This is a genomic window from Bacillus cereus group sp. MYBK195-1, from assembly GCF_051916605.1.
GTDB lineage: Bacteria > Bacillota > Bacilli > Bacillales > Bacillaceae_G > Bacillus_A > Bacillus_A cereus.
On sequence record NZ_JBQAGZ010000002.1, the window covers coordinates 362509 to 386054 of the forward strand.

The window sequence follows — 23546 nt, forward strand, 5'->3', positions numbered from 1 at the left end:
GGCGGGGATCTCCCGTCTTTTTTTATGTGGATGTTGATGAGTGTAATAAACGATTATATGCTTTATAGGCTGTAGTGACTGCAAGGAATGAACCGATTAAAAATAACACTGAGCCGCCAAATGTAAATATCCGGCCAATATACGTCTCTCTAGCTTCTTCTATTTTTTGTTGTAATTGCGTATTCATATTGATCACCCCGTAAACTATAGGCATTTAGTTATAGTCTATGTAGAATGCCTATATTGTGTGAAGTGTAAATAAAAAACCTCGGTAGGCACCGAGGTTTTTTATAATCCGATATAAGGAGATGGGTCAACTGCGTTTGTCTTGCCGACATTCCATTCTCCAAGATGAAGTTCGAAGTGTAAATGTTGTCCGTATGATTGGCCCGTGTTCCCCATAAATCCAAGCTGATCGCCTTGTTTTACAGTTTGTCCATTCGATACAGAACGGCTATTCATATGAGCATATACTGTCGTATATGTTTTTCCGTTTATACGGTGAGATAAATACACTACGTTTCCGTAACTAGATGATAATTCTGAACGAATAACAACGCCATCTGCAGCGGCGATAATTGGAACCGTTCCCGAAGCAGCGATGTCAATTCCTTTATGGTTATCTAAAGAACGTACACCAAATCCGGAAGTTTTTGATCCAGCTGCTGGTTTGATAAAGCCACCGATGTTTGTATCATGTGGTGTTGGAGCTGCTTGAGTTGCTTGAGCAGATTTAGTAGCTTGTTGTTTGCGGGCCTCTTCTGCCTGGCGGGCTTCTTCCGCTTTACGAGCTTCTTCGGCCCGTTTTTCTTCTTCAATTGCTTTTTGCACAGCTTGACGTTGATTTTCTAAAATGCCTTTGGATTCTTCTAATCCTTCAATCTCTGAATCTACTTTTGCTACTTTCGTATGTAGATCGTTAATAAGAGTTTGTTGCTGTTGTTGGTTATTTTGTAATTCTTGCTGTTTTTGTTCTAGTTTTTGCTCAGATTCTTTCAGTTGTTGTTCTTTTTTCTCAACAGCCTCTTTTTCTGTAGTTACAGCATTTTGATCAGATGTTTGTTTTTTTACAATATCTGTATCGTTGTTTAATATTAAACTTACGGAGTACATATTATCAACAAGATCGGCAATATTTGAAGAATTTGTTAGTACCTCTGTAATGATATTTGTACGAGGTTTTTCTTGCATAGATTGTAATCGTTGTTTAATAACTTCCTGACGTGTATCTATGTTTGTTTGTAATTGTTCTATATGTTTCTTTTTGTCAGCAATTACTTGTTGAGTTTTGCTAATTTCTTTTTTTGTATCGTTTAATTCAGCTTCGTTTTTATTAATAGAAGTAGTTAATTCATCAATTTTCTTCTGTAATTCTTGAATTTCTTTTTCTATTTGTTCTTTCTCGACTGATTTATTTTGTAAGTCACTTTGTTTGCCTTCTAATTCAGATTGAATGTTAGATAATTTATCTTGATTTGTTTCAGCGTATACGGGTGAAAGTAACGGGGAAGCAAAAATCGTTCCTGCTGCTAAAACACTAAACGCTGCAAATTTCTTTTTCATAGTTGTCTGACTCCTTTCTCTATGAATGTTATATATCATAAGAAGAAGAGTGTCTATCGTTGTAATCATAATGTAAAGAAAACTTTATAAAATTGCTAAGTTTTGTCGGAATTTATCATTTTTCAACTGTAATTGTCATAGTACATACATTTTATTCATATGTGTAACAAAGGTATATTTTGGAATTAATCTGTAAAATGAAGAAGGAAAGTAATCGTTTTTATGAGGTAAAATATTACTTGGAAAGCTAATAAAACACTAGTGAGGAATCGTTCTCATGTTAGGTTTTCTGACATAGGTCTGCTTTTTGTCAAGAAAATTATTTGTGTTCGGGCAAAGTTATTTTGTTGTCAGATTTAAATTTTTGATTTATGATTTTTAACAGGGACAAAATGTAGTGAATTGTCGAATAATATGTAATACTCTTAATTTCTTAGTTTTATAGAGATAGAATGAGAGATAGAGTGACACATCGAAGAGGGGGTTACAACAAATATGAAAAGAATAGGACTTGCATGGCAAATATTAATAGGGCTTGCGCTTGGTATTGCGGTTGGGGCGATTTTCTTTGATAATCCAGCTGTTGTGAAGTACTTACAACCAATTGGTGATATTTTCATCCGATTAATTAAAATGATCGTTGTACCGATTGTTGTAGCAAGTATTGTTGTTGGGGTTGCTGGTGTTGGCGATGTTAAAAAACTAGGTCGACTAGGCGGAAAAACAATTCTTTACTTTGAAATTATTACAACAATTGCAATTATTGTTGGTCTATTAATAGCGAATATTTTCCAACCAGGAAAAGGCGTAAATATGGAGCAGTTAACAAAGACAGATATTTCGAAATATACACATACGACAGAGCAAGTACAAAGTCATTCATTTGCAGATACGTTTGTAAATATTGTTCCAACGAACATTATGAAGTCATTGGCTGACGGAGATATGCTTGCTATTATCTTCTTCTCTGTACTATTTGGTTTAGGTGTAGCAGCAATTGGTGAAAGAGGAAGACCAGTTCTTCAATTTTTCCAAGGTGTAGCTGACGCAATGTTTTACGTAACAAACCAAGTTATGAAATTTGCACCATTTGGTGTGTTTGCACTAATTGGTGTTACAGTTTCTACATTTGGTCTTGCTTCATTAATTCCATTAGGGAAATTACTAATTGTCGTATATGGGGCAATGATCTTCTTCGTCGTAGTTGTCTTAGGACTTACAGCGAAAATATTTGGAATCAACATTTTCCAATTCTTTAAGATTTTAAAAGACGAGCTGATCTTAGCGTATTCTACAGCAAGCTCAGAAACAGTTTTACCAAAAATCATGGAGAAAATGGAGAAATTCGGTTGTCCGAAAGCAATTACATCTTTCGTTATTCCGACAGGTTATTCATTTAACTTAGATGGATCAACTTTATATCAAGCAATTGCGGCTATTTTCTTAGCGCAAATGTACGGTATTGATTTATCTATTACACAACAAATTACATTATTGCTTGTATTAATGGTTACATCAAAAGGTATCGCAGGTGTACCGGGCGTATCATTCGTTGTATTATTAGCGACACTTGGTACAGTAGGTATTCCACCTGAAGGCTTAGCGTTCATTGCTGGTATTGACCGTATTTTAGATATGGCTCGTACAGCAGTTAACGTTGTAGGAAACTCTTTAGCAGCTGTAGTTATGTCTAAGTGGGAAGGTCAATATGACGCTGAAAAAGGACAAGCTTATTTAAAAGAGATTTCTGAAAAGGGTCAAGCGGCTTAATTATAATATGAACAAGCTCTCACATAATATGTGGGAGCTTTTCTGTATATAGAAGAGGAGCAGACATAATGAAACGAAAATATGGTGACGGTTCTTCGTGGAAGAGACTAATAGAAAAGAGTTATACGGTTAAGCAAATGGAAGAGGGAATGCTCGGAATACTGGATATAAAAAAGGTGAGAGAGCCTAGTTGTAAAGAATATGATGGTGAAGAACTTTGTATTGCAGCGGATCAGTATACGTGGATTCAATATTTCATAGACGGGAAAAACTTTGCGATTACCGCTATGTTAGATGATCAGAAAAAATTAGTGCAATATTATATAGATGTGGCGAAAGAATATAAAATAGACGATCGTGGTTTACCGTATTTTGATGATTTATATTTAGATGTAGTATTATTACCTAGCGGTAAGGTGTATGTATTAGATGAAGAGGAGCTAGAGTATGCTTATAAAAGTGGCGATGTCACGAAGGAAGAGTATGAGTTAGCTTGGTATACTACGAAATGGATATTAGCAACAATAAAAAATAGTAAATTTTATTGGATTTCAATATTGAAAGAAGAAATAGAAAAGTTGAAATGATTGTTGTATTCAAATTTTTGTATAATTACCAAAAAAATCTATACAAAAAATAATTGACTTTTGTTTTGTAAGCGAGTAAAGTTAGGGAAGAAATTATTATTAAAAAATAAATATGAAACCTTCTTATAAAGAGAGGCGGAGGGACTGGCCCTACGATGCCTCGGCAGCGGACTCGATTTCAGAGTGCTGTGCCAAATCCAGCAAGCGTGTGCTTGAAAGATGAGAAGAGTGTTTCTTATAGATGTATAAGACCTCTTCTCATCGGAAGAGGTCTTTTGTTATTCATTAGAAAAAGGTTGAAACTAGGGAGAGATGGTACTTTGAAAGAAACGAGAGAAAATGGTTTAGCTTTATTACCACTTGGGATATTTTTGGCGCTATTTATTGGTTCTGGAATTATTACAGGTGATTTCTATAAATTGCCGATACTTGTAGCGATTTCAATTGCTGTAGGAGTCGCTTTAGTGATGAATCGTAAAGAAAGTTTTAATGTGAAAGTAGAGCGGTTCGCTAAAGGTGCAGGAAATCCGGATATTATGATTATGGTATTAATTTTTGTGCTTGCAGGTGCATTTTCTGAAACTGCTAAAGGAATGGGCGGAGTAGACTCAACTGTTAATTTAGCGTTAACTATTTTACCGCCAGGATTTATCGTAGCTGGAATCTTTGTTATTGGTGCATTTATTTCATTAGCGATGGGAACTTCAATGGGAACAATTGCAGCATTAGCGCCGATTGCTGTAGGTATTAGTGGTCAAACTGATATCTCAATTGCGCTTGCAATGGCTACTGTTGTTGGCGGAGCGATGTTTGGTGATAATTTATCATTTATTTCAGATACAACAATTGCAGCTGTTCGTTCACAAGGAACAGAAATGAAAGATAAGTTTAAAACGAACTTTTTAATTGTGTTACCAGCGGCTATTATTACAATTGTACTATTAGTAATAGTTACTTCAGGAAGTGACACGCACATTAAAGCACATAACTTTGATTGGATAAAGATTTTACCGTACGCAGGAGTACTTATTACAGCGCTACTTGGCTGGAATGTACTTATTGTATTAACTGGTGGAACTGTACTATCTGGTGTTATCGGTCTTATAGATGGAAGTTACACGTTAGAAAGTTTCTTTAAAAGTGTAACGACTGGAATGGGCGGTATGATGGAGTTAGTATTACTTGCTATATTAATTGGCGGTATGGTTGAATTAATCCAATATAATGGTGGTATTCAATATTTGATGAATGTATTAACACGTAATATTCGTTCGAAAAAAGGAGCGGAATTTGGTATTGCTGGTTTAGTGAGTATGACGAATATGTGTACAGCGAATAATACGATTTCAATTATCTTTACAGGACCCCTTGCAAAAAATATTGCAGATCAATATGAAATAGACCCTCGTAAATCAGCGAGTGTATTAGATCTTTTCTCATGTTGTGTGCAAGGATTAATTCCGTACGGTGCCCAAATGTTAACGGCAGCAGGATTTGCAGCGTTATCTCCGGTTGAATTGTTGCCATATGCATTTTATCCAATGTTAGTTGGAGTATGTGGGATTGTTTCTATTTTAATTGGGTTTCCAAGGTTTTCGAAAGTAGCTGAGAAAAAAGAGTATCATAAAACAGCTTAATTTAATATGAATGTTAGTAATTAAAAAACGTGCAGAGAATAGATTCTGCACGTTTTTTTGCGTAAAGGGCTGAATATGACTCGGTCTTAAGTCTGAGTTAAAAACGGTTCTTAAGCTCGTTATGGGAAGATGAAAAATTAGTTAAGATAAGAGTATCAAATCGAAGGGAGGCAAGCACAAGATGAAACAATTTCTAGCGTTTATCGCAGCCGGTATTTTGGCTTTAATTGCTCTTGGTAGTCTTGCTGGTATTGTAGGATTCGCAATCGGAGCAGGAGTTGTATATTGGAGCTATAAATCATTTGTGCGAGCTAAATCATTTTTTGGAAAGTTAGCTTGGGGTATTGTTGGTTTAATCGGTTTATCCATTGCACTTTCTCATTCGCCAGCATTAATCGGTATCGCTGCTTTAGTGGTTTTATACTACGGATACCGTGAGTGGAAAAAAGAAAAAGATGTAGTTGTTGAATCTGCTCCAGAAAGTTCTAAACCATATAGCAACTTTGAAGATGAGTGGAACAAATTAATGAAAAACTAAAACAATAAATCAAATTATAAATAAAGTAGAAGAGAGGAAGATTTATAATGAAACAATCTTTATTCGGACGTGTACGCGATGCAATTTTAGCTGATTTTCATAACGTGTTAGATGAGAAGGAAAGAAAAAATCCAATTGCGATGTTAAACCAATATTTACGTGATAGTGAGCGTGAAATAACAAAAATTGAGAAGTTAATTGGGCGTCATAAAACATTAAAATCTAATTTTGCTCGTGAGCTTGAGCAAGCACGTTATTTCGTTAATAAAAGATCAAAGCAAGCTATCATTGCTCAAGAAGCAGGCGAATTACAATTGCACGAACGTGCGTTAGAAGAGGTAGCTTATTATGAAGGGCAAGTAACTCGATTAGAAGAAATGTATGCAGGTGTTGTAGAGCAAATTGATGAGTTAGAGCGTCGTCTTTCTGAAATGAAAAATAAATTAAAAGAAATGCACGCAAAGCGCATGGAACTAATGGCACGTGAAAATATGGCACATGCAAATCGTCGTATGAATACTGCGATGCATAAAATGGATGAAAATAATCCGTTCTTACGATTTGAAGAGATTGAAGATCATATTCGTGACTTAGAAACTCGTATGAATGAAGAGCATGAGCGTGACACGTTTGATATGAAAATTGCAAAACTTGAGCGTGAAATGAAAGAAAAGAATGATGTATCGTTAACGAAAGAGTTAACAAAATAATAGTGGTATATTATAAAACAGGCTTATGATATAGTGATAGGAGAAAAGGTGTTGGAAAGCAATGCCTTTTCTTCTATGTATATGTGACAAGAAGGGGGGAGCTGAAATGAAGAAACATTTTTCAAAGACACAATTAATGGGGATGCTCCTCATCATATTTGGATTCGGTCTTTTTCTTGATATGATACTTGGACATTTTGAACCAGGTGGTCTCATTTTTGCATTTATTATGCTTATGTTTGGAAGGCATTATCGTAAAAAGAATCGTTATGTACGGGGAAATGTATTTTTATTTGTTGGTGGTATCGTATTTTTATTCTTCTTATTTTCATCAGCAGCATTTGTTCTTGTCGTATTTGCTTGTTTAGCTTTAATAGGTTATCAATTGATTCAACAAGGACATCAGCAAAAAGCAATGAAGGTTGAAATTAAAGAAAAAGGGATTATAGACGAAGAGAAGCAAATATATCGTACAGAAACATATTTAAAAAATATGTTTGTAGGCAATGTACGAATGATGGATCATATTTATGAACTTGAGGATATTAATGTTCAATATGGTGCCTGTGATGTGGAAATAGATTTAACGACTGCTATGATTCCAGAAGGGGAAACGGTAATTGTTATTCGGGGTGTCGTTGGCAATATTCGTTTATATGTGCCATATGATATTGAACTTTCTTTAAATCATTCTGTTATTGTCGGACGTGTGCTCTTGCCAGGTCATGAAGAGACAGGGTTTAACCGCAATGTTACATTTAGAACAGAGCAGTATAAAGAGGCTCCTCGTCGTATTAAAATTATTTCTTCGCTTGTCGTAGGCGACACGGAAGTGAGGAAAGTATAATGAAGAAACAAAAAAATATTTCGTGGATGTATATTCGTTATTCTATGTTGTCCTCTGTTAGTATCGCACTCATTTGTACAATTGTATATGTATGGAAAAGCGAGCAACAAGTGTATGATTTATTATGGAAGGAATCCATCGCTTCTGTTCCAATTGGCTTGTTTATTATGACTACAAGTTTACTTATCGGGGGAATTGTAGGATATGCAATCGGTTACTATATAGAGCAGCGTATACAAGGATTAAATACGTTTCTATTTGAAGTAGAGCGAGGGAATTTTCCGAGCGATGTTTCGTTTACTGCAGATGATGAATTTCATGAAGTGGAACGAAAAGTAATCGTTCTGGCTCGTCGATTAGAGGAGCAAGCTGGACTCTTTCAAAAAGTAACGAATGAACGAGCTCATTGGAATGAAGAGATGAGACAAGAAGCGATTTCTCAAGAAAGGCATCGTTTAGCAAGGGAGTTGCATGATTCAGTAAGTCAGCAGCTTTTCGCAATGTCGATGATGATGTCAGCTATTAATGAACAAGTAGCTGAAATTCCAGAAACGACAAAAAAGCAGTTGCAGCTCGTTGAAAATATGGTTGTAAATGCACAATCAGAAATGAGAGCGTTGCTTCTTCATTTACGGCCTGTACAATTAGAAGGTAAGAAACTGACAGAAGGTATAGAGGAATTATTGACGGAATTATCGCGAAAGCAACATATGAAAATTGAATGGCTTATTGAGCCAATAGAATTAAAAAAAGGTGTAGAAGATCATTTATTCCGTATTGTGCAAGAAGCGCTATCAAACACGTTGCGACACGCGAAGGCAAAGAAAACAGAAGTGCGCCTTCGAAAAATTGATCAATATGCGATTTTAAAAATCATTGATGACGGCGTTGGGTTTGAAGTAGGGGTTAATAAGGCTGGTTCATATGGCCTAAGATCGATGCAAGAGCGTGTTCATGAAATTGGTGGGACACTCAAGGTACTTAGTTTCCCGGCCAAAGGTACACAAATAGAAGTAAAAGTACCGATTATGATTGAGAGAGGGGGAGAAGTATGATAAAAGTATTGCTTGTCGATGATCATGAAATGGTTCGTATGGGTGTATCGGCATATTTATCTACACAGCCAGATATTGAAGTAGTAGGAGAAGCTGAGAATGGAAGAAAAGGATCAGAATTAGCATTGCAATTAAGACCGGATATTATTTTAATGGACCTTGTTATGGATGAGATGGATGGTGTCGAAGCAACACGTGCTATTATTCAAGAATGGCCAGAAGCAAAAATTGTAGTTGTAACAAGCTTTTTAGATGACGAAAAATTGTATCCTGTTATTGAGGCTGGGGCGACCAGTTACTTATTAAAAACATCAAGGGCAAGTGATATTGCTGATGCTGTACGAGCTACTTATGATGGAGAAACAGTATTAGAGCCAAAAGTTACCGGGAAAATGATGTCCCGTATGCGTCAAAAGAAAGAGCAACCTTTGCATGATGATTTAACGGAAAGAGAGTTTGAGATTTTGTTATTAATTGCAGAGGGGAAAAGTAATCAAGAGATTGCGGACGAGTTATTTATTGCACTGAAAACGGTAAAGACACATGTGAGTAATATATTAAATAAATTGAATGTAAGTGATCGTACTCAGGCGGTTATTTATGCATTTAGGCATCAATTAACGAAGTGATAAAGTGAAACTTTAATCAGTGGGAGGGATTCATCCCCCACTGATTATCAGCTCTCACCAATCGGGTTTTTACGGGCAGTTAATGCGGGATAAAGTGAAGCTTTAATTGGCGGGGAATTCCTCGCTGATTATTGGCTCGATACAATATAGATTTGGCGTTAAAACAATTGAATGTTTTTATTGACGATAAATAATGTAAGCGTTATCATCGAGGTGTTAACAGTACATATAAAGGGGAGAATGTATATGTTAGTTCAAACTATATTCGGAATGGATAAGTCTAAAAAATTAGGGGATTATGTGAACGCATTACAAGCGCTTTGTGAACAATATAATGTTGAAACAGATAAAATTGCGATTATTGAGGCAACAGAGGAATACTATTTATTTTTAGTAAAGCAAGAAGAGCACTATGATGTTGTCAAGGTAGAAACAGTTGATACGAATATTGAATATTATACGAAAGCTTATAAAATAAGCAGTTTTAATCATGCTGCGTATCAAATGTAAAAAAACTCCCTTTTGGGAGTTTTTTTAGGAGGCTTTTACTTCGTGAGAGTCGGTTACTAATGGAACTTTTTTCGTACCGCTTAGCTTAGCCATTGCAAGACCAATAAGAGCTCCTACTAATGCTGGTATTAGCCAGCCGATTCCTTCATTATATAAAGGGATAAATTCAAAATATGGTGTGATAAATGAAACTGAAATACCACCTTGTTTTAATCCATCAAATACGCTTACTACAGCTGCTCCGATTAAAGCACCTACATAAACAGAGCGATATCCACCGAAGTATTTATGAAGCAATGATAGTAGTACAAGTACAATTGCAATTGGATACACAACAAGCAGAATTGGAACAGAGATTGCGATAATTTTCGTTAAACCTAAGTTGGCAACTAGTAATCCTAATGCGCAAATGATACTCGCGAACGTTTTGTATGAAAATGTAGTCAATAATGTTGAAAAATATTGGCTGCACGCAGAGACGAGTCCAACGCATGTCGTTAAACAAGCGAGTGTAACGATAAGAGATAATAGGAGCAAACCATATGGACCGAATAATTGTTGTACGATAACAGTAAGTAGCTGTCCGCCATTTTTTGCATATCCGAGCGAGACGCTAGTTGCCCCAAGCCAGCCGAGTGCACCGTATACAAGTACGAGCCCTGTAGCGGCAATAAGCCCTGCTTTTGCTGTGGCGATGGCAATGGACTTACGATCATTCACACCTTTAGAGCGAATTGCATTTACAACGATAATTCCGAATGCAAGTGCTGAAATGGTGTCCATTGTTAAGTAGCCTTCCATAAAGCCTTTGAAGATTGGAGAAGTTTGATACTCTTGCATTGCTGGTCCTGATTGTCCAAGTGGTGTAAATACACTTTTAACAAACAATAAGAAAATAGAGAGTAATAAAATAGGTGTTAATACATTTCCAATACGATCAACAAGTTTAGATGGATTCAAACTCAGCCAAAATACGATAGTAAAGAAGATGATTGTATATACAAATAGTACTAGGCTGCTAGAGCGGATTGTTTCTGGCAAGAAAGAACTAACACCCATTTCATAAGCGACATTTGCAACACGTGGGATGCCCATGGATGGACCGATGGCAATGTATACAACCACTGTAAAGAAAATTCCGAATAATGGATGAACATGACTTGCAAGTTGTTGCATTCCATTTCCTGATAGAGAAATTGCGATAACAGTAAGTAGTGGTAAGCCAACTCCTGTTAGTAAAAATCCAATCATTGCTGGCCAAAAGTTTTCACCTGCGTTTTGCCCAAGCATGGGAGGGAAAATTAAATTACCTGCCCCAAAAAATAAAGAAAATAGCATAAGACCCGTGAAAAAAATATGTTTTTTTGATACAGTGTTCATTGTTTTTCCTCCTTTTTCATTCATTTGTAAGAACACAAAAAACTCGTCCCTAAAGAAAGGGACGAGTTATATTTACCCGCGATACCACCCTAATTTACACATGTAGAAATAAATCTATATGTATACGGCTTTGCAACGTACAACATGATACGTGTTCCTTGTAACGGGGGACGGCCGGTAAGAACTTACTGTAACATTCGGTTCTACTTCTCGGAGATGATTTTCGGTTACGCGCTGAACGTTGGCTTTCAGCAAATCGCCAACTCTCTGGGGAACAGTTCTATAACGTACTCGTTCTCGTCAATGAATTTTTATTCAAGTATTCTGACAGTATTGTTGCATGTTTTTTTTAGAAAGTCAATATGTTTTTTGAAAGATATATTTATATACGGAAATATCGAAAGTGATATTCGTTGTTGCAAAAGGAATAATGAATTGTAAAATGGAAGTAAAAATTTGCGGAGAATTGTAAAATTTATAGAGAAAGTTGATATTTATAGGAGTAAAGAAGGGATTGTTTGAATTTACAGAGAATAATACAACAATCCACTTGCTGGAAAGAACAAACCAAAAGAGGTGACTGAAATGCTTGCGATGGGAGTATTATTTGGCATTATTGCTATAATTGGTTTTATGTGGTTATATTATTCGCGTTCGTTTAAACAAGCAGAAGTTTTACTCTTTCAAAAAGGTAGTTTGTTGACAAATCAGTCTAGATATTTAGTATGTCCGAAGTGTGGAAGTGCACAGGCCAGAAGTGGAGGATATCAAGAGTGTTGCAAAATTAGGTTATGAAAAAAGGAAGCCTCACATTATTTTGTGAGGCTTCCTTCCTTACAACTTCATCGCGCTCCAAATTGTCCATCGATCTCTTTCAATAATAGGAGAGACGTTTTGTAATGCGGTCTGTATATGTTGTAGAAGTTGAGAAAGTTCATCATCTGTTAACTCATATAGAATGGATCGACCTGTTCGAGGAGATAAATCTTGCAATAATGCTTCTACAGAATCATGTATTTTTCGTATTTCCCATTGTGTTTGTGTGGGAAGTACATGAAGAGAATGTTTTTGCAATTCAGTCTGTATAGTGTTGGTTTTTGGACGTCTTTTTGACTCTATTTCAATAAGTTTTGGAAATAAAGAGAAAAAATATCCGCGAATATGTTCGGGACTTCCTGGAATTGTACAATCTTCAATTGTTCGATCTTGTAAAATAAGTACACCGTTTTTATTTAATATACGAGAAGCTTCACGTAAAAATGTAGGAATGTCTTGTAAATGATGAATAACTGCACGCGAAATAACTATGTCAAATGTTTCATTAGGGTATGGGATATTATGTGCATCACCGTGGATGAATGAAATGTTTGGAAAGTTGTTACAATTTTCTTTTGCAGCTTGTAATATTTCTTTTGAAAAATCAAGTCCCACAACATTATTGGCTCCCATAAGAGCGAGTTCTTTCGTATAAATCCCACCACCACAGCCGATATCAATTATTTGCTTGTTTTGTATTTCTGTAATGTTTTTTACCATTTCAGCCCAAGAAATATGAGCGTTTCTTGTTGCATATGTGTACTTATTATTTTCATCATGAAAATTAATGGACATGATAAAGACCTCCTTTCAATGATTAGTATAGCGTATTTAATAGGATGTCACGTTTTTGTTTTATGTATGAAGGTTATAAGGATTTCTTATCGTAAGAGGAGGATTAATTTGAAAGGGAAATATGTATTGGTGTTGTTGTTTGTTATGTTACTAGCAGCTTGTGGTCAAGTTGAGCCGAAAAAAGAAACAAAAAAAGTAGAAGAGACGGTGAATGAAGTGAAAGAAACAATAGGGGTAACCGTTATACAAAAAAAACATAAAGAGAAAAAGTTGCAGGAATCAGAAGCGAAGTTAGTAATAGACATTTTGAATAAAGCTGAGAAACAAGAAATAACAGGAAGCTTCGGTGAACCTGAATATGAAATACAAATTAGTAGAGATGGGAAAAAAGAAACTTATTATGCATGGTTAAGGGGAGAAGATAGACGAGGATGGGTGCAATATAAGAAAGCTATGTATATGTTGAATGAAAAAGATACGGAAAAGCTTTTGGATATATTTCCAAATGTCTCAGAACAAAAAGAAGATGAGATGCAGGTAAGCCCTTTAACGGAAGTAACAAAAAAAGATTTGCAGATTACCGCGTTTCATATTAAAACAGGCGATCAAAACGTGAATTATACAGTACGGTATACGATTTCACAATCACTATACAATAAGTTAGTGAAGGAGCAAGAATATTATTTGCAACTCAATTTTCCAGAAAAAGTTCAAAAATTAATTGGAGCAAAAGAGAGTGAAATGATTTTAGGTGAAAAAGTAAAGGAAGGGTATAAGCAATATGAATTACATGCTACTGTTCCGATAAAAAGCGCTTCAGAATCACAATTAAAATCATTAGAAACATATTACGAAAATTATGATTTGAAAATATTAAACAGTGAAAAAGAAAAAATAGGTGTGTTTCAAAATATAATTCAGATTGTTAAAGATTATGGTGAAAAAATGAATTTTCAAAGATAAAGTGAGACTTTAATTAGCCCTTACGGATTGGAATGAATGTAAACTCGTCAAATCTATATGACCTTTCCTAGGAAATGATAATAGAGAGGGGAAAGCACCCCTCTCTATTACTTTGCTTTTGTAGATGGCTCATTCATTGATTTTCGTGTAATAAGAAAAGAAATCATAAGAGCGGAAAGGATGACAAGGGCAATAAATACGTGATTGGGCAACAAATCTAATAATAATACGTAACTAACGGTATAAAAAATAAGAGTTGAAGCTAAAAACGATAGAGCACCTATTATAAGAGATTGTAAATTCATTTGTGTACACCTCCTTTTATTTATATTTTTAGCTGAAAATGGATTATATAAACATTATTTCTAACAATAGAAAAAAATATGTCATAATAGAGAAAAGAACAAGCTTTGATGAATGATATGATTCATTAATGAGAGATAAAGGAGAGGAATATGAAAAATAATAAAAAAGGATTATGGGGAATTATTGTTGCGATAGGTCTATTTTTACTGTCTAAGTTAAAGTGGGTATTTGCAATTTTTAAATTAGCAAAGTTTTCAACGGTATTTAGTATGTTTCTATCGCTTGGCGCATACGCAGTTCTATATGGTTGGAAATTTGGAGTGGCGCTCATTTATTTGTTGTTTGTTCATGAAATGGGCCATTTATGGGCTGCGAAAAGAAAGGGGATCCCAACATCGCCAGCAATCTTTATTCCATTTATGGGGGCTCTTATTGGAATGAAAGAGATGCCGAAAAATGCGAAAGATGAAGCTTACATTGCATATATGGGTCCGCTTTTCGGACTTCTGTCATTTTTACCAGCGATACCGCTTTATATAATGACGAAAGAGCCATTTTGGGCGCTTGTTATTTTGCTTGGAAGTATGATTAATTTCTTTAATTTAATTCCCGTTTCGCCGCTAGATGGTGGGCGAATTATTTCAGTTGTCAGTACTAAAATTTGGGGAGCAGGCCTTATTTTATTACTTGGCTATTCAATTTACTTTAAAAGTATTTTGGGAGGGTTTATTGTTATTATCGGTTGTATGGAGTTATATAGAGTAATAAAGAGAGATGAGCCGATTAAGGAATTAGGGCATAAAATTGATGGAATGAAAGAATATGTTACTAGGCTTGAAGAGGAATTAAAAGAAACGGGTGCTGTACATCGGACTATATACGTGATGCATCATGAGATGAATGCATTAAGACAAAGAGAACGGGAAAAAGAGTTACAAATAGGTGAACTTCAAAAAATGGAAGTGTTAGAGTATCTTTTACCAAAGTTCGAACCGTTAGATTATGTTCCATATGAAGATGAAAAAGATGAGTATACAATTCACATAAGGGAAGCATTTGAAGCGTCAGAAAGAAAATTAAATGAATGGAAAACAGAAAAGGAACAACAAGAAAACTATTATAAAGTGGATGCGAAAACGAAATGGACAGTATTTGCTTGTTATATTGGATTAATGGCTATACTCGGTTACACAGCTTATGAAGGATATATTGTTCTACAAGAACATTTGCCAACGAGAAATGTATAGAAAAATATTGTCGAAATGATAGGAAGAATTAATACAGGAATTATATTTCTACAAGAGAATGTTACAAGTATAGTCATACGTTGTAATATTTTTAGTAGAGAAGGAGTTCTGTATATGAAGAAATTGTTAAATGTATTAGGTATTATTATCGTGATGATTATTGCGAGTTATAGTCTTATGAATGTGCTGTTACATTATGCGAATAAGCCTGCTGAGGTAAATACAATAGCTCAAATAGAAGATGTGCAAGAAGAGACAAAAGTGCTAGATTTTATTCGAATGACACATGAAAGCTATAATAATTTCTTAAATTACGGTAAAGCAGAGAATTATACAGATGGGGATTGGAATCAATTTAAGCAATGGTTTCAACAGCAAGAACAATCTTTAAAAAATATACATATGGAAATAAAGAATGAAAAAATAAAACGCGATGTAAATAGAAGCTATGAAATTGTAAAAAAAGGTGTGGAACTTCAAAATATTGAGTATGTAGTGTATGCCCACCGTGTATATCATGACTTGGATATCATCGTAAATAAATATAGAGGTGAAACGAATATCTGGGGGTATACGGAGTTTGGCGATGGGAAAGATATAAAAGTAATTGAACAAGCTATACAAACAAAATAATAAGCTAGCTAGAATTCTAGTTAGCTTATTTTCTTTTGTAAATATAATGTTCATATATTATTCACAAAAACACCGTGTTAATAGTGATTAAAATCACAATCTGCATTATAAGATTCAGTTAAACTAAAAATAGTTAAGGAAATAGAGGAGTGGGATACAATGTTAAGTGTAAAAACAATTGAAATCGTAAAGTCAACAGTACCATTATTACAAGAAAAAGGCGTTGAAATTACAACGAGATTTTACGAAATTTTATTTTCGGAACATCCGGAGTTATTGAATATTTTCAACCATACAAATCAGAAAAAGGGAAGACAACAACAAGCGTTAGCGAATGCTGTTTATGCAGCTGCAACGTACATTGATAATTTAGAAGCTATTATTCCAGTTGTAAAACAAATTGGTCATAAGCATAGAAGTTTAGGTATTAAAGCAGAGCATTACCCGATTGTAGGTACATGTTTACTGCGTGCCATTAAAGAGGTCGCAGGTGCACCTGATGAAGTTTTAAACGCATGGGGAGAAGCATATGGTGTCATTGCTGATGCATTCATTAGCATTGAAGCAGAGATGTATGAAGAAGCTGCACATAAAGAAGGTGGATGGAAAGACTTCCGCAACTTTGTGATTGTTAAAAAAGTGAAGGAAAGCGATGTTATTACGTCATTTTATTTGAAACCTGAAGATGGAGGGAAAGTTTCTTCATTCATCCCAGGTCAATATGTAACGGTTCAAATCAATATTGAAGGTGAGACATATACACATAATCGTCAATACAGTTTATCCGATGCTCCTGGGAAAGAATATTATCGTATTAGTGTAAAAAAAGAAAAAGGTGTAGATACACCAGACGGTAAAGTGTCTAATTACTTACATGAACATGTAAAAGAAGGAGATGTTTTACCAGTAAGTGCACCAGCGGGAGATTTCGTGTTAAATATGGATTCAACATTACCAGTTGTACTAATTAGTGGTGGAGTAGGGATTACACCGATGATGAGTATGTTAAATACGTTAATTGAACAAGATTCAAAACGTAATGTATATTTTGTTCATGCAGCAATAAATAGTAATACACATGCAATGAAAGAAGACGTTAAGGCAGTAGAAAATGAATATGAACAAGTTAAAGCATATACTTGTTATTCTGCACCGACTGAAAAAGATTTAGAAATGAAGAACTTTGATAAAGAAGGTTTCATTGAAAGTGAATGGTTAAAAACTATTATTCCGACAACTGAAGCAGAGTTTTATTTCTGTGGTCCAGTAGCATTTATGAAGCATATAAATGCTGCACTAACTGATTTAGGTGTGAAACAAGAGCATATTCATTATGAATTTTTCGGCCCAGCAACAAGCTTACAATAAGCAAAAAAACGAGGTATTTATTTTACCTCGTTTTTTATTTGTTCTCGTAATAAACGGTTTACTGTTTCACGGCGTATACCTATCAGTTGACCAATTTCGGTTTGTGTTAATATTTCATATATAGGAATGTCACCTAAATATAGGGTGAACCATTCTTGTAAACGATGAAGACGTTCTTTCGGAGAGACGGTTGTCAATTGATCAATTCGTTGTTGCATCATTCTTAATTTAGATTGTAATTGCATAGCGATGTTAGCATACGATTCGGGATTTGCTTGAAGTCTCTCGTACCATTCACTACTAGTGATCGGTTCCACTTCTGTTTTTATTAAAGCGATAGCTGTACCGTGATATTCTTTCGGTGAAATTAAAGAATGATGAGGTATCGTTTCACCTGGAACGATAATGTTGAATAAAAATGGTGTTCCGTCTTCTTCTAGCCGAACTACTTTTAATAAGCCTGTTTTTATAAAGTATAAAGGACCGTCCTCGCCTTGACGGAATAGTACATCTCCTTTGTGTAGAATCAATGTTAGCCCCCCATTAATATGTTTCTATTTCTTCTATTTTAGCGTATATGTATATAGACAATATGCTATTTCAACAGCAATTTCATTGACGAAATGTATGCTATTACAGTAGTATACTATTTAGTGTGTAATAGTACTAGCAATGAATACGCTGTAGGGGGTTTAGTATATTGTTAGATGCGATGAGAATGACGGATATGAGAATTCCGGCGAATGCTATCATTCATGTAGAAGAGATGAAAGGTGGAGTCGTTTTATCCGTTGAAGTAGACGGCCAAATTATTTATACGATGGCTTATGATGAAGAAACAGATAGCTATGCTGAATTATATGATCGAAACGATAAGAGGGCGTGCCAAGTACATGAAGACTTCATGGGGTGGTCACTTCTTCATTAAAAAAGATGTCAATATGACATCTTTTTTTATTAAATCGATAGAATATACAAAGAAATGAAATATAAGGATAAAATTTGTAATAATTGATTTTGCATTGTTAGCACTCTGTAACTGCAAGTGAACTATTTTTTCGCTATCATAAAGATAACAGTCGCAGTTATAGGAGTGGTCAACTTGAAGAAAGTACATATTTCAAATTATATGTTATTATGTGTTTGTTTAATTTTATTTGTTCTCCTCGGAGGATTTTTATATTCATGTGTATAAGAAAAACGCATTCTAAAAAGAATACGTTATAAAAGGGAAATAATGATTAATCTAGTTCCAAGAATAATCAACGTAATACGTAATAAATTAATTACGGCGTTACCACTTAGTTTTGTATTAATGTAAGCCCCGATTTTTCCGCCAATCCATGCACCCGGAATCAGGATTAATGCATAAATCCAGCTGACATTTCCAAGTGAGATGTGAGTTGCAGAACTTACAATTGCTGATAGAAATACGATGAACATTGAAGTTGCTACTGCAATATGTGCTGGGAATGCAAAAAGAAGCATCATTGCTGGAACAAGTAAGGCACCGCCACCAATTCCAAATAATCCAGATATAAACCCAACTATAAAGGCGATAAAGATAGCAAGAAACGGTGGGAATTGGTAGTGTACAGTATTTCCATCATTATCTGTAAAAGAACGCTTAATTACAGACGTATTTGAGAGGGAAAGAGGTTTTAATTTGTCTCGAAGCATAAGTAGAATTGAGACGAATATAAGGAAAATCCCAAAGTATAAAGAAAATGTGTCTTGGTTTAAAAATTTATTTGCCCATGATCCGATAATACCACCAGGGCCGCTTCCGATAAATAAAATAAGTCCACTTTTATAATCTACTCGCTTATGCTTCATGTAAGTAAGGGTGGAAGATAGTCCTGTGAAAACGACTGTTACCATAGAAGTCCCTACTGCAAGTTGTGGTGATAAACTGTGTAATCCAATTAATAACGGAACAATAATAATTCCGCCTCCAAGCCCAACTAGGCTGCCGACTGTTCCGGCGATTAGTCCGATGAAAAGTAACATGATGTATTCCAAAATTGCCAACTCCTCTAAATAACTTATCCATCAATTATTATACACGCTTTTTAATGAGAAATAGGCTTGTTCACAAAAAAGTCGTCTTCCTAGAAAAATAAGGAAGACGACTTTTGATTAGAAAACAAAATGTAATAGGTAGTAAAACAGAGCAGCTAAAGAAGCTGAAATAGGAAGTGTAATAACCCATGTAATTAACATACGTTTTGCAGTTCCCCATTTTACCCCTTTCACACGGTGAGAAGCACCAACCCCTAAAATAGAAGAAGAGATAACGTGCGTCGTACTAACCGGTAAGTGAATGAATGTTGCACCGAAAATAACAAGTGATGATGATAAATCGGCAGCTACACCATTTACAGGACGAATTTTCATAATTTGTCCACCGACAGTTTTAATAATTTTCCATCCACCGACAGAAGTACCAAGCCCCATTGCGACAGCACAAGATAATTGTACCCAGAACGGGATATCGCTAGAAGTATGATAGTTATTAGCCATAAGTGCCATCGTAATGATCCCCATTGCTTTTTGTGCATCATTCGTACCGTGTGTGTAGGCTTGTAATGCTGCAGTGAAAATCTGGAATATACGGAAGTTCTTATTCGTTTTCGTTAAGTTAAAGTTTTTAAATACTACTTTAAAAATACTGTATACGATATAACCAATAACAAAAGCGATAATCGGTGAAATGATTAAAGCTTCAATAATTTTAATGAATCCTTTAAGATTTAGCGAGCTAATCCCAGCGGCCGCAATTGCAGCACCTGCGATTGCGCCGATAATTGCATGCGAAGAACTACTTGGAATACCGTAGTACCAAGTAATTAAGTTCCAAGCTATTGCCGCAAGCAAAGCAGCTAAAATTACAAGAGAACCATTTTGTAAGGCGAATGGATCAACGATATCTTTTGTAATCGTTTTTGCTACACCTGTAAATGTCATTGCGCCCAAAAAGTTCATAATAGCCGCCATAATAATGGCATGTCTAGGCTTTAGAGCTTTCGTTGAAACAGCCGTTGCAATAGCGTTTGCTGTATCGTGAAATCCATTGATAAAGTCAAAAGCTAAAGCGCAAATGACTACTAAAACGGTCAGTATCAAGAGTGTATCCATGATCAAACTCCTTACGCGTTCTTCATAATAATTGTTTCTAATACGTTTGCAACGCTTTGACAGCTATCAGCTACTTCTTCAAGCTCTTCGTAAATCTCTTTAAATTGAATAATCTTAATCGGATCTTTTTCACGAGAGAATAAGTGCTTAATCGCATGACGGCGAATATCATCACACTGTGATTCATAATCCTTAATCTTAATCGCATTTGTACGAATGTCGACTAATTTTTTGTTAGACATTAATTCAACAGAGTTTGCAATCTCAATCGCACATTGATTAATTGCTTCTACGAATTTAATCATGTATTCATCAGCTTCTGTAATAGAATACATTTCGAACAGACCAGCACTGTGATCTAATCCGTCTAATACATCATCCATACTCATTGCAAGTTGTAGGATGTCCTCACGCTCAATCGGAGTGATAAACGCTTTGTTTAACTCCATAATGATTTCGTGAATAAATGAGTCACCTTTTGACTCATACTCTTTCATGCGCATAGAAAACTCTTTTAAATCGCTAGCATTTTTAATTTTATACTCCACGAAAAACTGCGCGCCTTCTTTTAAATTTTCGGAAACATTCATTAACATTTCAGAAAATTTATCTTTTTTTGATTTAAAGACCATTATTGTTACCCCCACAAAAGTAATATATGTAAAATATATTGGCTAATCAATTCTAACAAAAAACTGTCGTTTTTTAAAACATTTTATCGAAAAGTTTACAAAAACTTAACATAACTCTCGTTGTTCTATTAATAATATTAATATCCAATAGTGAATATCTTACTTGTAGAATGTCCTTTTCTTGCAAAAAGTATGAATGTAAAAGAAAAGCTTTACACTATAGGAATGACTACGTTATTATAATAAATTTAAAAGGCGGTATATTCTTCCTTTTAAAAAGAAGAGTGTAAATAAATGAAGGAAGTGAACGAATGAAATTGAAGAACACTCATTTTAAAAAAATGCTTGAGTGGTTCAATAAGAGGAAGAAACTTCGTAATTCATTAATTGTATTGGGAAGTGTATTCGTTACTCTATTTATTGCTGTAAATATAATAATTTCCATTCAAGACATATCTGAACTAAAACAAGCTGTTCCACAACCGACTTTAATTTATGATGCAAATAATGAGGTCGCAACTAAATTAGCTTCTTCGAAAACAGAAGGCGTTAAAAGAAAAGATATTCCTGATATTATGGTTCAGGCAATTGTTGCAGTAGAAGATAAGGAATTTTTTAACCATCATGGTATTTATTATAGTGGAATTATAAGTGCGGTTTTTAAAAATATTACAGCAGGAGAAGTTGTAGCTGGGGGAAGTACAATTACACAGCAGCTTGCGAAGAATGTATTTCTGACACAAGATCGTACATTTTCTCGTAAAATAAAGGAATACTTTTTAACAAAAAAAATAGAACGTACTTATACAAAAGATGAAATTATTGAAATGTATATGAATCAAATTTATTTTGGGGAAGGTGCTTGGGGTATAAAAAGGGCAGCAAAATCTTATTTTGATAAAGAGGTAAAAGATTTAACAATTTCAGAAGCTGCAACGATTGCAGGCTTGATTAAAGCACCATCTGCATATTCACCTTATAAAAACTTTAACAAGTCAATTGAAAGACGTAATGTCGTATTAAGCTTAATGAAAGAGCAAGGGTATATTTCTGACGAACAGTATAATAAAGAAAAAGAGAGCGGTCTTGTATTAAAACGTGGTGTGGATGATAAATACAAGGGAAAATATTCTCAATATGTAGACTATATTGTTAGAGAAGCAATGGACAAGTACGAATTGACACAAAATGAAATTTTAGCGGGTGGTTATCGTATTTATACAGAGCTTGACCCGAAAAAACAACAGGCTGTAGAAGACGTTGTGAATAATGATAGTTATTTCAAAGATAATGGCTCAGACCAACTGATGCAAACGGGTGTAGTTCTTATGAATCCAAAAACAGGTGGTGTACCAGCTTTAGTTGGAGGGAGAGGACCGTACCAGTTTTTACAGTTTAATCATGCAACCCAATTAAAAAGACAACCTGGCTCAACGTTAAAGCCTTTAGCTGTATATGTACCCGCGTTAGAGCAAGGGTATGAAGTATACGATATATTGAAAGATGAACCATTTAATATTAAAGAATATAAACCACAAAATAGCGATCATACTTTTCACGGTGATGTGACAATGTATGAAGCTGTGGCAAAGTCGTACAATGTTTCGGCTGTTTGGCTATTGGAACAGATTGGATTAGATAAAGGATTGAAATCTTTAGAGCGATTTGGTATTCCATTAGTGCCAGAAGATCGTACGTATCCAATCGCTTTAGGCGGTATGCATGTAGGAACATCCCCATTTGTAATGGCTCAAGCGTATAGTACATTTGCAAATGATGGTGTTCAAGTGGAAGCTCATGCGATTAGAGAGATACAAAATGCGGAAGGTGAAACGATTGGAAAGTGGTATAAGAAAGAGACACGAGTGACAAGCGAGAAAATTTCTCAAAAGATGACATATTTATTAAAAGGCGTTGTCGAAAAGGGAACGGGCGAAAAGGCGAAAGTTAATAATGTTGATACGGCCGGTAAGACAGGAACTACTCAAATTGTAAATGGCCCAAGCACCGGCGCAAAGGATTCATGGTTTGTTGGATACACACCAGATTTGGTAGGTGCGATTTGGGTAGGATATGATAAAACAGATAGCGATCATTATGTTCCGGGTGGTAGTCAAATTACGACGACAATGTTCCGGGATATTATGAAAAAAGCGAACGCAAATCCAGCTCAAAAAGCATTTCAGTTATCGCTCATATCTGAGGCTGATTATAAAAAACAATTGACTACAATAGAAGAGGAAAAACGAAGAAAAGAAGAAGAGAAGAGAAGGAAAGAAGAGGAACAACAAAGAAAAAAAGAGCAACAAGAGTGGATTGATAAAGTGAAAGAATGGATTCCTTCATTTTGGTAAAAGAAAGAGGCGAATAATGAAATTCGCCTCTTTTTTGTATGAAAAACAAAATGAAACTTTAAACGATT

General features: G+C 35.0%; 25 protein-coding genes, 1 riboswitch and 1 other annotated feature. Of the genes, 16 read left to right on the forward strand and 9 right to left on the reverse strand.

Going from position 1 to position 23546, the window contains the following annotated elements; all coding sequences use genetic code 11:
* Positions 1-22 precede the first annotated feature (22 nt).
* Both ACTFRY_RS11540 and ACTFRY_RS11545 read right to left on the reverse strand, forming a co-directional pair.
* A complete protein-coding gene (locus ACTFRY_RS11540; protein WP_001096002.1) occupies positions 23-187 on the reverse strand; it encodes a hypothetical protein in 165 nt (54 codons plus the stop codon).
* Between the two features lie 101 nt (positions 188-288).
* A complete protein-coding gene (locus ACTFRY_RS11545; protein WP_000726081.1) occupies positions 289-1563 on the reverse strand; it encodes a murein hydrolase activator EnvC family protein in 1275 nt (424 codons plus the stop codon).
* A 495-nt stretch (positions 1564-2058) separates the two neighbouring features.
* Here ACTFRY_RS11545 and gltP point away from each other — a divergent pair, with 495 nt between their 5' ends.
* The 9 genes from gltP to ACTFRY_RS11590 all read left to right on the forward strand — a co-directional run bounded on the left by gltP (position 2059) and on the right by ACTFRY_RS11590 (position 9846).
* The gene (gltP, locus tag ACTFRY_RS11550) at positions 2059-3333 is read left to right on the forward strand and encodes a glutamate/aspartate:proton symporter GltP (protein ID WP_000821130.1); all 1275 of its coding nucleotides are present in this window, start codon (positions 2059-2061) and stop codon (positions 3331-3333) included.
* 68 nt (positions 3334-3401) lie between these two features.
* Entirely contained in the window at positions 3402-3920 is a 519-nt protein-coding gene (locus tag ACTFRY_RS11555; protein WP_086392137.1) for a DUF402 domain-containing protein, read from the forward strand.
* 120 nt (positions 3921-4040) lie between these two features.
* A riboswitch (SAM riboswitch) is annotated at positions 4041-4146 on the forward strand.
* A 94-nt stretch (positions 4147-4240) separates the two neighbouring features.
* Entirely contained in the window at positions 4241-5557 is a 1317-nt protein-coding gene (locus ACTFRY_RS11560) for a Na+/H+ antiporter NhaC family protein (protein WP_000665465.1), read from the forward strand.
* A 181-nt stretch (positions 5558-5738) separates the two neighbouring features.
* Positions 5739-6095, forward strand: coding sequence for a lmo0954 family membrane protein (locus ACTFRY_RS11565; RefSeq protein WP_000808640.1), 357 nt, complete (start codon positions 5739-5741; stop codon positions 6093-6095).
* Positions 6096-6142: 47 nt separating this feature from the next.
* The gene (locus tag ACTFRY_RS11570) at positions 6143-6805 is read left to right on the forward strand and encodes a PspA/IM30 family protein (RefSeq protein ID WP_000814133.1); all 663 of its coding nucleotides are present in this window, start codon (positions 6143-6145) and stop codon (positions 6803-6805) included.
* Positions 6806-6911: 106 nt separating this feature from the next.
* On the forward strand, positions 6912-7652 hold the full coding sequence (gene liaF / locus ACTFRY_RS11575) for a cell wall-active antibiotics response protein LiaF (protein WP_000716095.1): 741 nt from the start codon (positions 6912-6914) through the stop codon (positions 7650-7652).
* On the forward strand, positions 7652-8707 hold the full coding sequence (locus ACTFRY_RS11580; RefSeq protein WP_000744334.1) for a sensor histidine kinase: 1056 nt from the start codon (positions 7652-7654) through the stop codon (positions 8705-8707). Before liaF ends, ACTFRY_RS11580 begins: the two co-directional genes overlap by 1 nt.
* Positions 8704-9336, forward strand: coding sequence for a response regulator (locus ACTFRY_RS11585; RefSeq protein ID WP_000598707.1), 633 nt, complete (start codon positions 8704-8706; stop codon positions 9334-9336). Before ACTFRY_RS11580 ends, ACTFRY_RS11585 begins: the two co-directional genes overlap by 4 nt.
* A gap of 171 nt (positions 9337-9507) precedes the next feature.
* Positions 9508-9846 carry a DUF3922 domain-containing protein gene (locus tag ACTFRY_RS11590; protein WP_115735452.1) on the forward strand — a complete coding sequence of 113 codons (339 nt, stop codon included), beginning with the start codon at positions 9508-9510 and terminating at the stop codon, positions 9844-9846.
* Between the two features lie 24 nt (positions 9847-9870).
* Here ACTFRY_RS11590 and brnQ3 read toward each other — a convergent pair whose 3' ends face one another.
* Complete coding sequence (brnQ3, locus tag ACTFRY_RS11595; RefSeq protein ID WP_001099175.1) at positions 9871-11226, reverse strand: branched-chain amino acid transport system II carrier protein BrnQ3; 1356 nt, start codon at positions 11224-11226, stop codon at positions 9871-9873.
* A 54-nt stretch (positions 11227-11280) separates the two neighbouring features.
* Positions 11281-11539: a binding site (T-box leader), on the reverse strand.
* Between the two features lie 272 nt (positions 11540-11811).
* On the opposite strand from brnQ3, the gene ACTFRY_RS11600 reads away from it, so the two are divergent.
* On the forward strand, positions 11812-12021 hold the full coding sequence (locus tag ACTFRY_RS11600) for a hypothetical protein (protein WP_000880630.1): 210 nt from the start codon (positions 11812-11814) through the stop codon (positions 12019-12021).
* 39 nt (positions 12022-12060) lie between these two features.
* Here the strand turns inward: ACTFRY_RS11600 and ACTFRY_RS11605 are convergent, their stop codons facing one another.
* A complete protein-coding gene (locus tag ACTFRY_RS11605; protein ID WP_000026283.1) occupies positions 12061-12837 on the reverse strand; it encodes a class I SAM-dependent methyltransferase in 777 nt (258 codons plus the stop codon).
* Positions 12838-12945: 108 nt separating this feature from the next.
* Here ACTFRY_RS11605 and ACTFRY_RS11610 point away from each other — a divergent pair, with 108 nt between their 5' ends.
* A complete protein-coding gene (locus tag ACTFRY_RS11610) occupies positions 12946-13800 on the forward strand; it encodes a hypothetical protein (RefSeq protein ID WP_000677063.1) in 855 nt (284 codons plus the stop codon).
* Positions 13801-13907: 107 nt separating this feature from the next.
* On the opposite strand, the gene ACTFRY_RS11615 is transcribed toward ACTFRY_RS11610, so the two are convergent.
* Positions 13908-14105: a hypothetical protein gene (locus tag ACTFRY_RS11615; protein ID WP_001053357.1), complete on the reverse strand. Its 198-nt coding sequence runs from the start codon at positions 14103-14105 to the stop codon at positions 13908-13910.
* Between the two features lie 150 nt (positions 14106-14255).
* Between ACTFRY_RS11615 and ACTFRY_RS11620 the strand changes: the two genes are divergently transcribed.
* The 3 genes from ACTFRY_RS11620 to hmpA all read left to right on the forward strand — a co-directional run bounded on the left by ACTFRY_RS11620 (position 14256) and on the right by hmpA (position 17354).
* On the forward strand, positions 14256-15353 hold the full coding sequence (locus ACTFRY_RS11620) for a site-2 protease family protein (protein ID WP_000794491.1): 1098 nt from the start codon (positions 14256-14258) through the stop codon (positions 15351-15353).
* 114 nt (positions 15354-15467) lie between these two features.
* Complete coding sequence (locus ACTFRY_RS11625) at positions 15468-15986, forward strand: hypothetical protein (protein ID WP_000735229.1); 519 nt, start codon at positions 15468-15470, stop codon at positions 15984-15986.
* A 159-nt stretch (positions 15987-16145) separates the two neighbouring features.
* Positions 16146-17354, forward strand: coding sequence for an NO-inducible flavohemoprotein (hmpA, locus tag ACTFRY_RS11630; RefSeq protein ID WP_000953763.1), 1209 nt, complete (start codon positions 16146-16148; stop codon positions 17352-17354).
* A gap of 17 nt (positions 17355-17371) precedes the next feature.
* Here the strand turns inward: hmpA and ACTFRY_RS11635 are convergent, their stop codons facing one another.
* Entirely contained in the window at positions 17372-17884 is a 513-nt protein-coding gene (locus ACTFRY_RS11635; protein ID WP_000600585.1) for a Crp/Fnr family transcriptional regulator, read from the reverse strand.
* A gap of 170 nt (positions 17885-18054) precedes the next feature.
* On the opposite strand from ACTFRY_RS11635, the gene ACTFRY_RS11640 reads away from it, so the two are divergent.
* Complete coding sequence (locus ACTFRY_RS11640; protein WP_000883009.1) at positions 18055-18282, forward strand: hypothetical protein; 228 nt, start codon at positions 18055-18057, stop codon at positions 18280-18282.
* Positions 18283-18575: 293 nt separating this feature from the next.
* Here ACTFRY_RS11640 and ACTFRY_RS11645 read toward each other — a convergent pair whose 3' ends face one another.
* The 3 genes from ACTFRY_RS11645 to ACTFRY_RS11655 all read right to left on the reverse strand — a co-directional run bounded on the left by ACTFRY_RS11645 (position 18576) and on the right by ACTFRY_RS11655 (position 21124).
* On the reverse strand, positions 18576-19376 hold the full coding sequence (locus ACTFRY_RS11645) for a sulfite exporter TauE/SafE family protein (protein WP_000455762.1): 801 nt from the start codon (positions 19374-19376) through the stop codon (positions 18576-18578).
* Positions 19377-19493: 117 nt separating this feature from the next.
* Positions 19494-20492, reverse strand: coding sequence for an inorganic phosphate transporter (locus tag ACTFRY_RS11650; protein WP_000380270.1), 999 nt, complete (start codon positions 20490-20492; stop codon positions 19494-19496).
* 11 nt (positions 20493-20503) lie between these two features.
* Positions 20504-21124 carry a DUF47 domain-containing protein gene (locus ACTFRY_RS11655; protein ID WP_000231447.1) on the reverse strand — a complete coding sequence of 207 codons (621 nt, stop codon included), beginning with the start codon at positions 21122-21124 and terminating at the stop codon, positions 20504-20506.
* Between the two features lie 311 nt (positions 21125-21435).
* Here ACTFRY_RS11655 and ACTFRY_RS11660 point away from each other — a divergent pair, with 311 nt between their 5' ends.
* Positions 21436-23478, forward strand: coding sequence for a transglycosylase domain-containing protein (locus ACTFRY_RS11660; RefSeq protein ID WP_070757138.1), 2043 nt, complete (start codon positions 21436-21438; stop codon positions 23476-23478).
* The last annotated feature ends 68 nt before the right edge of the window (positions 23479-23546 follow it).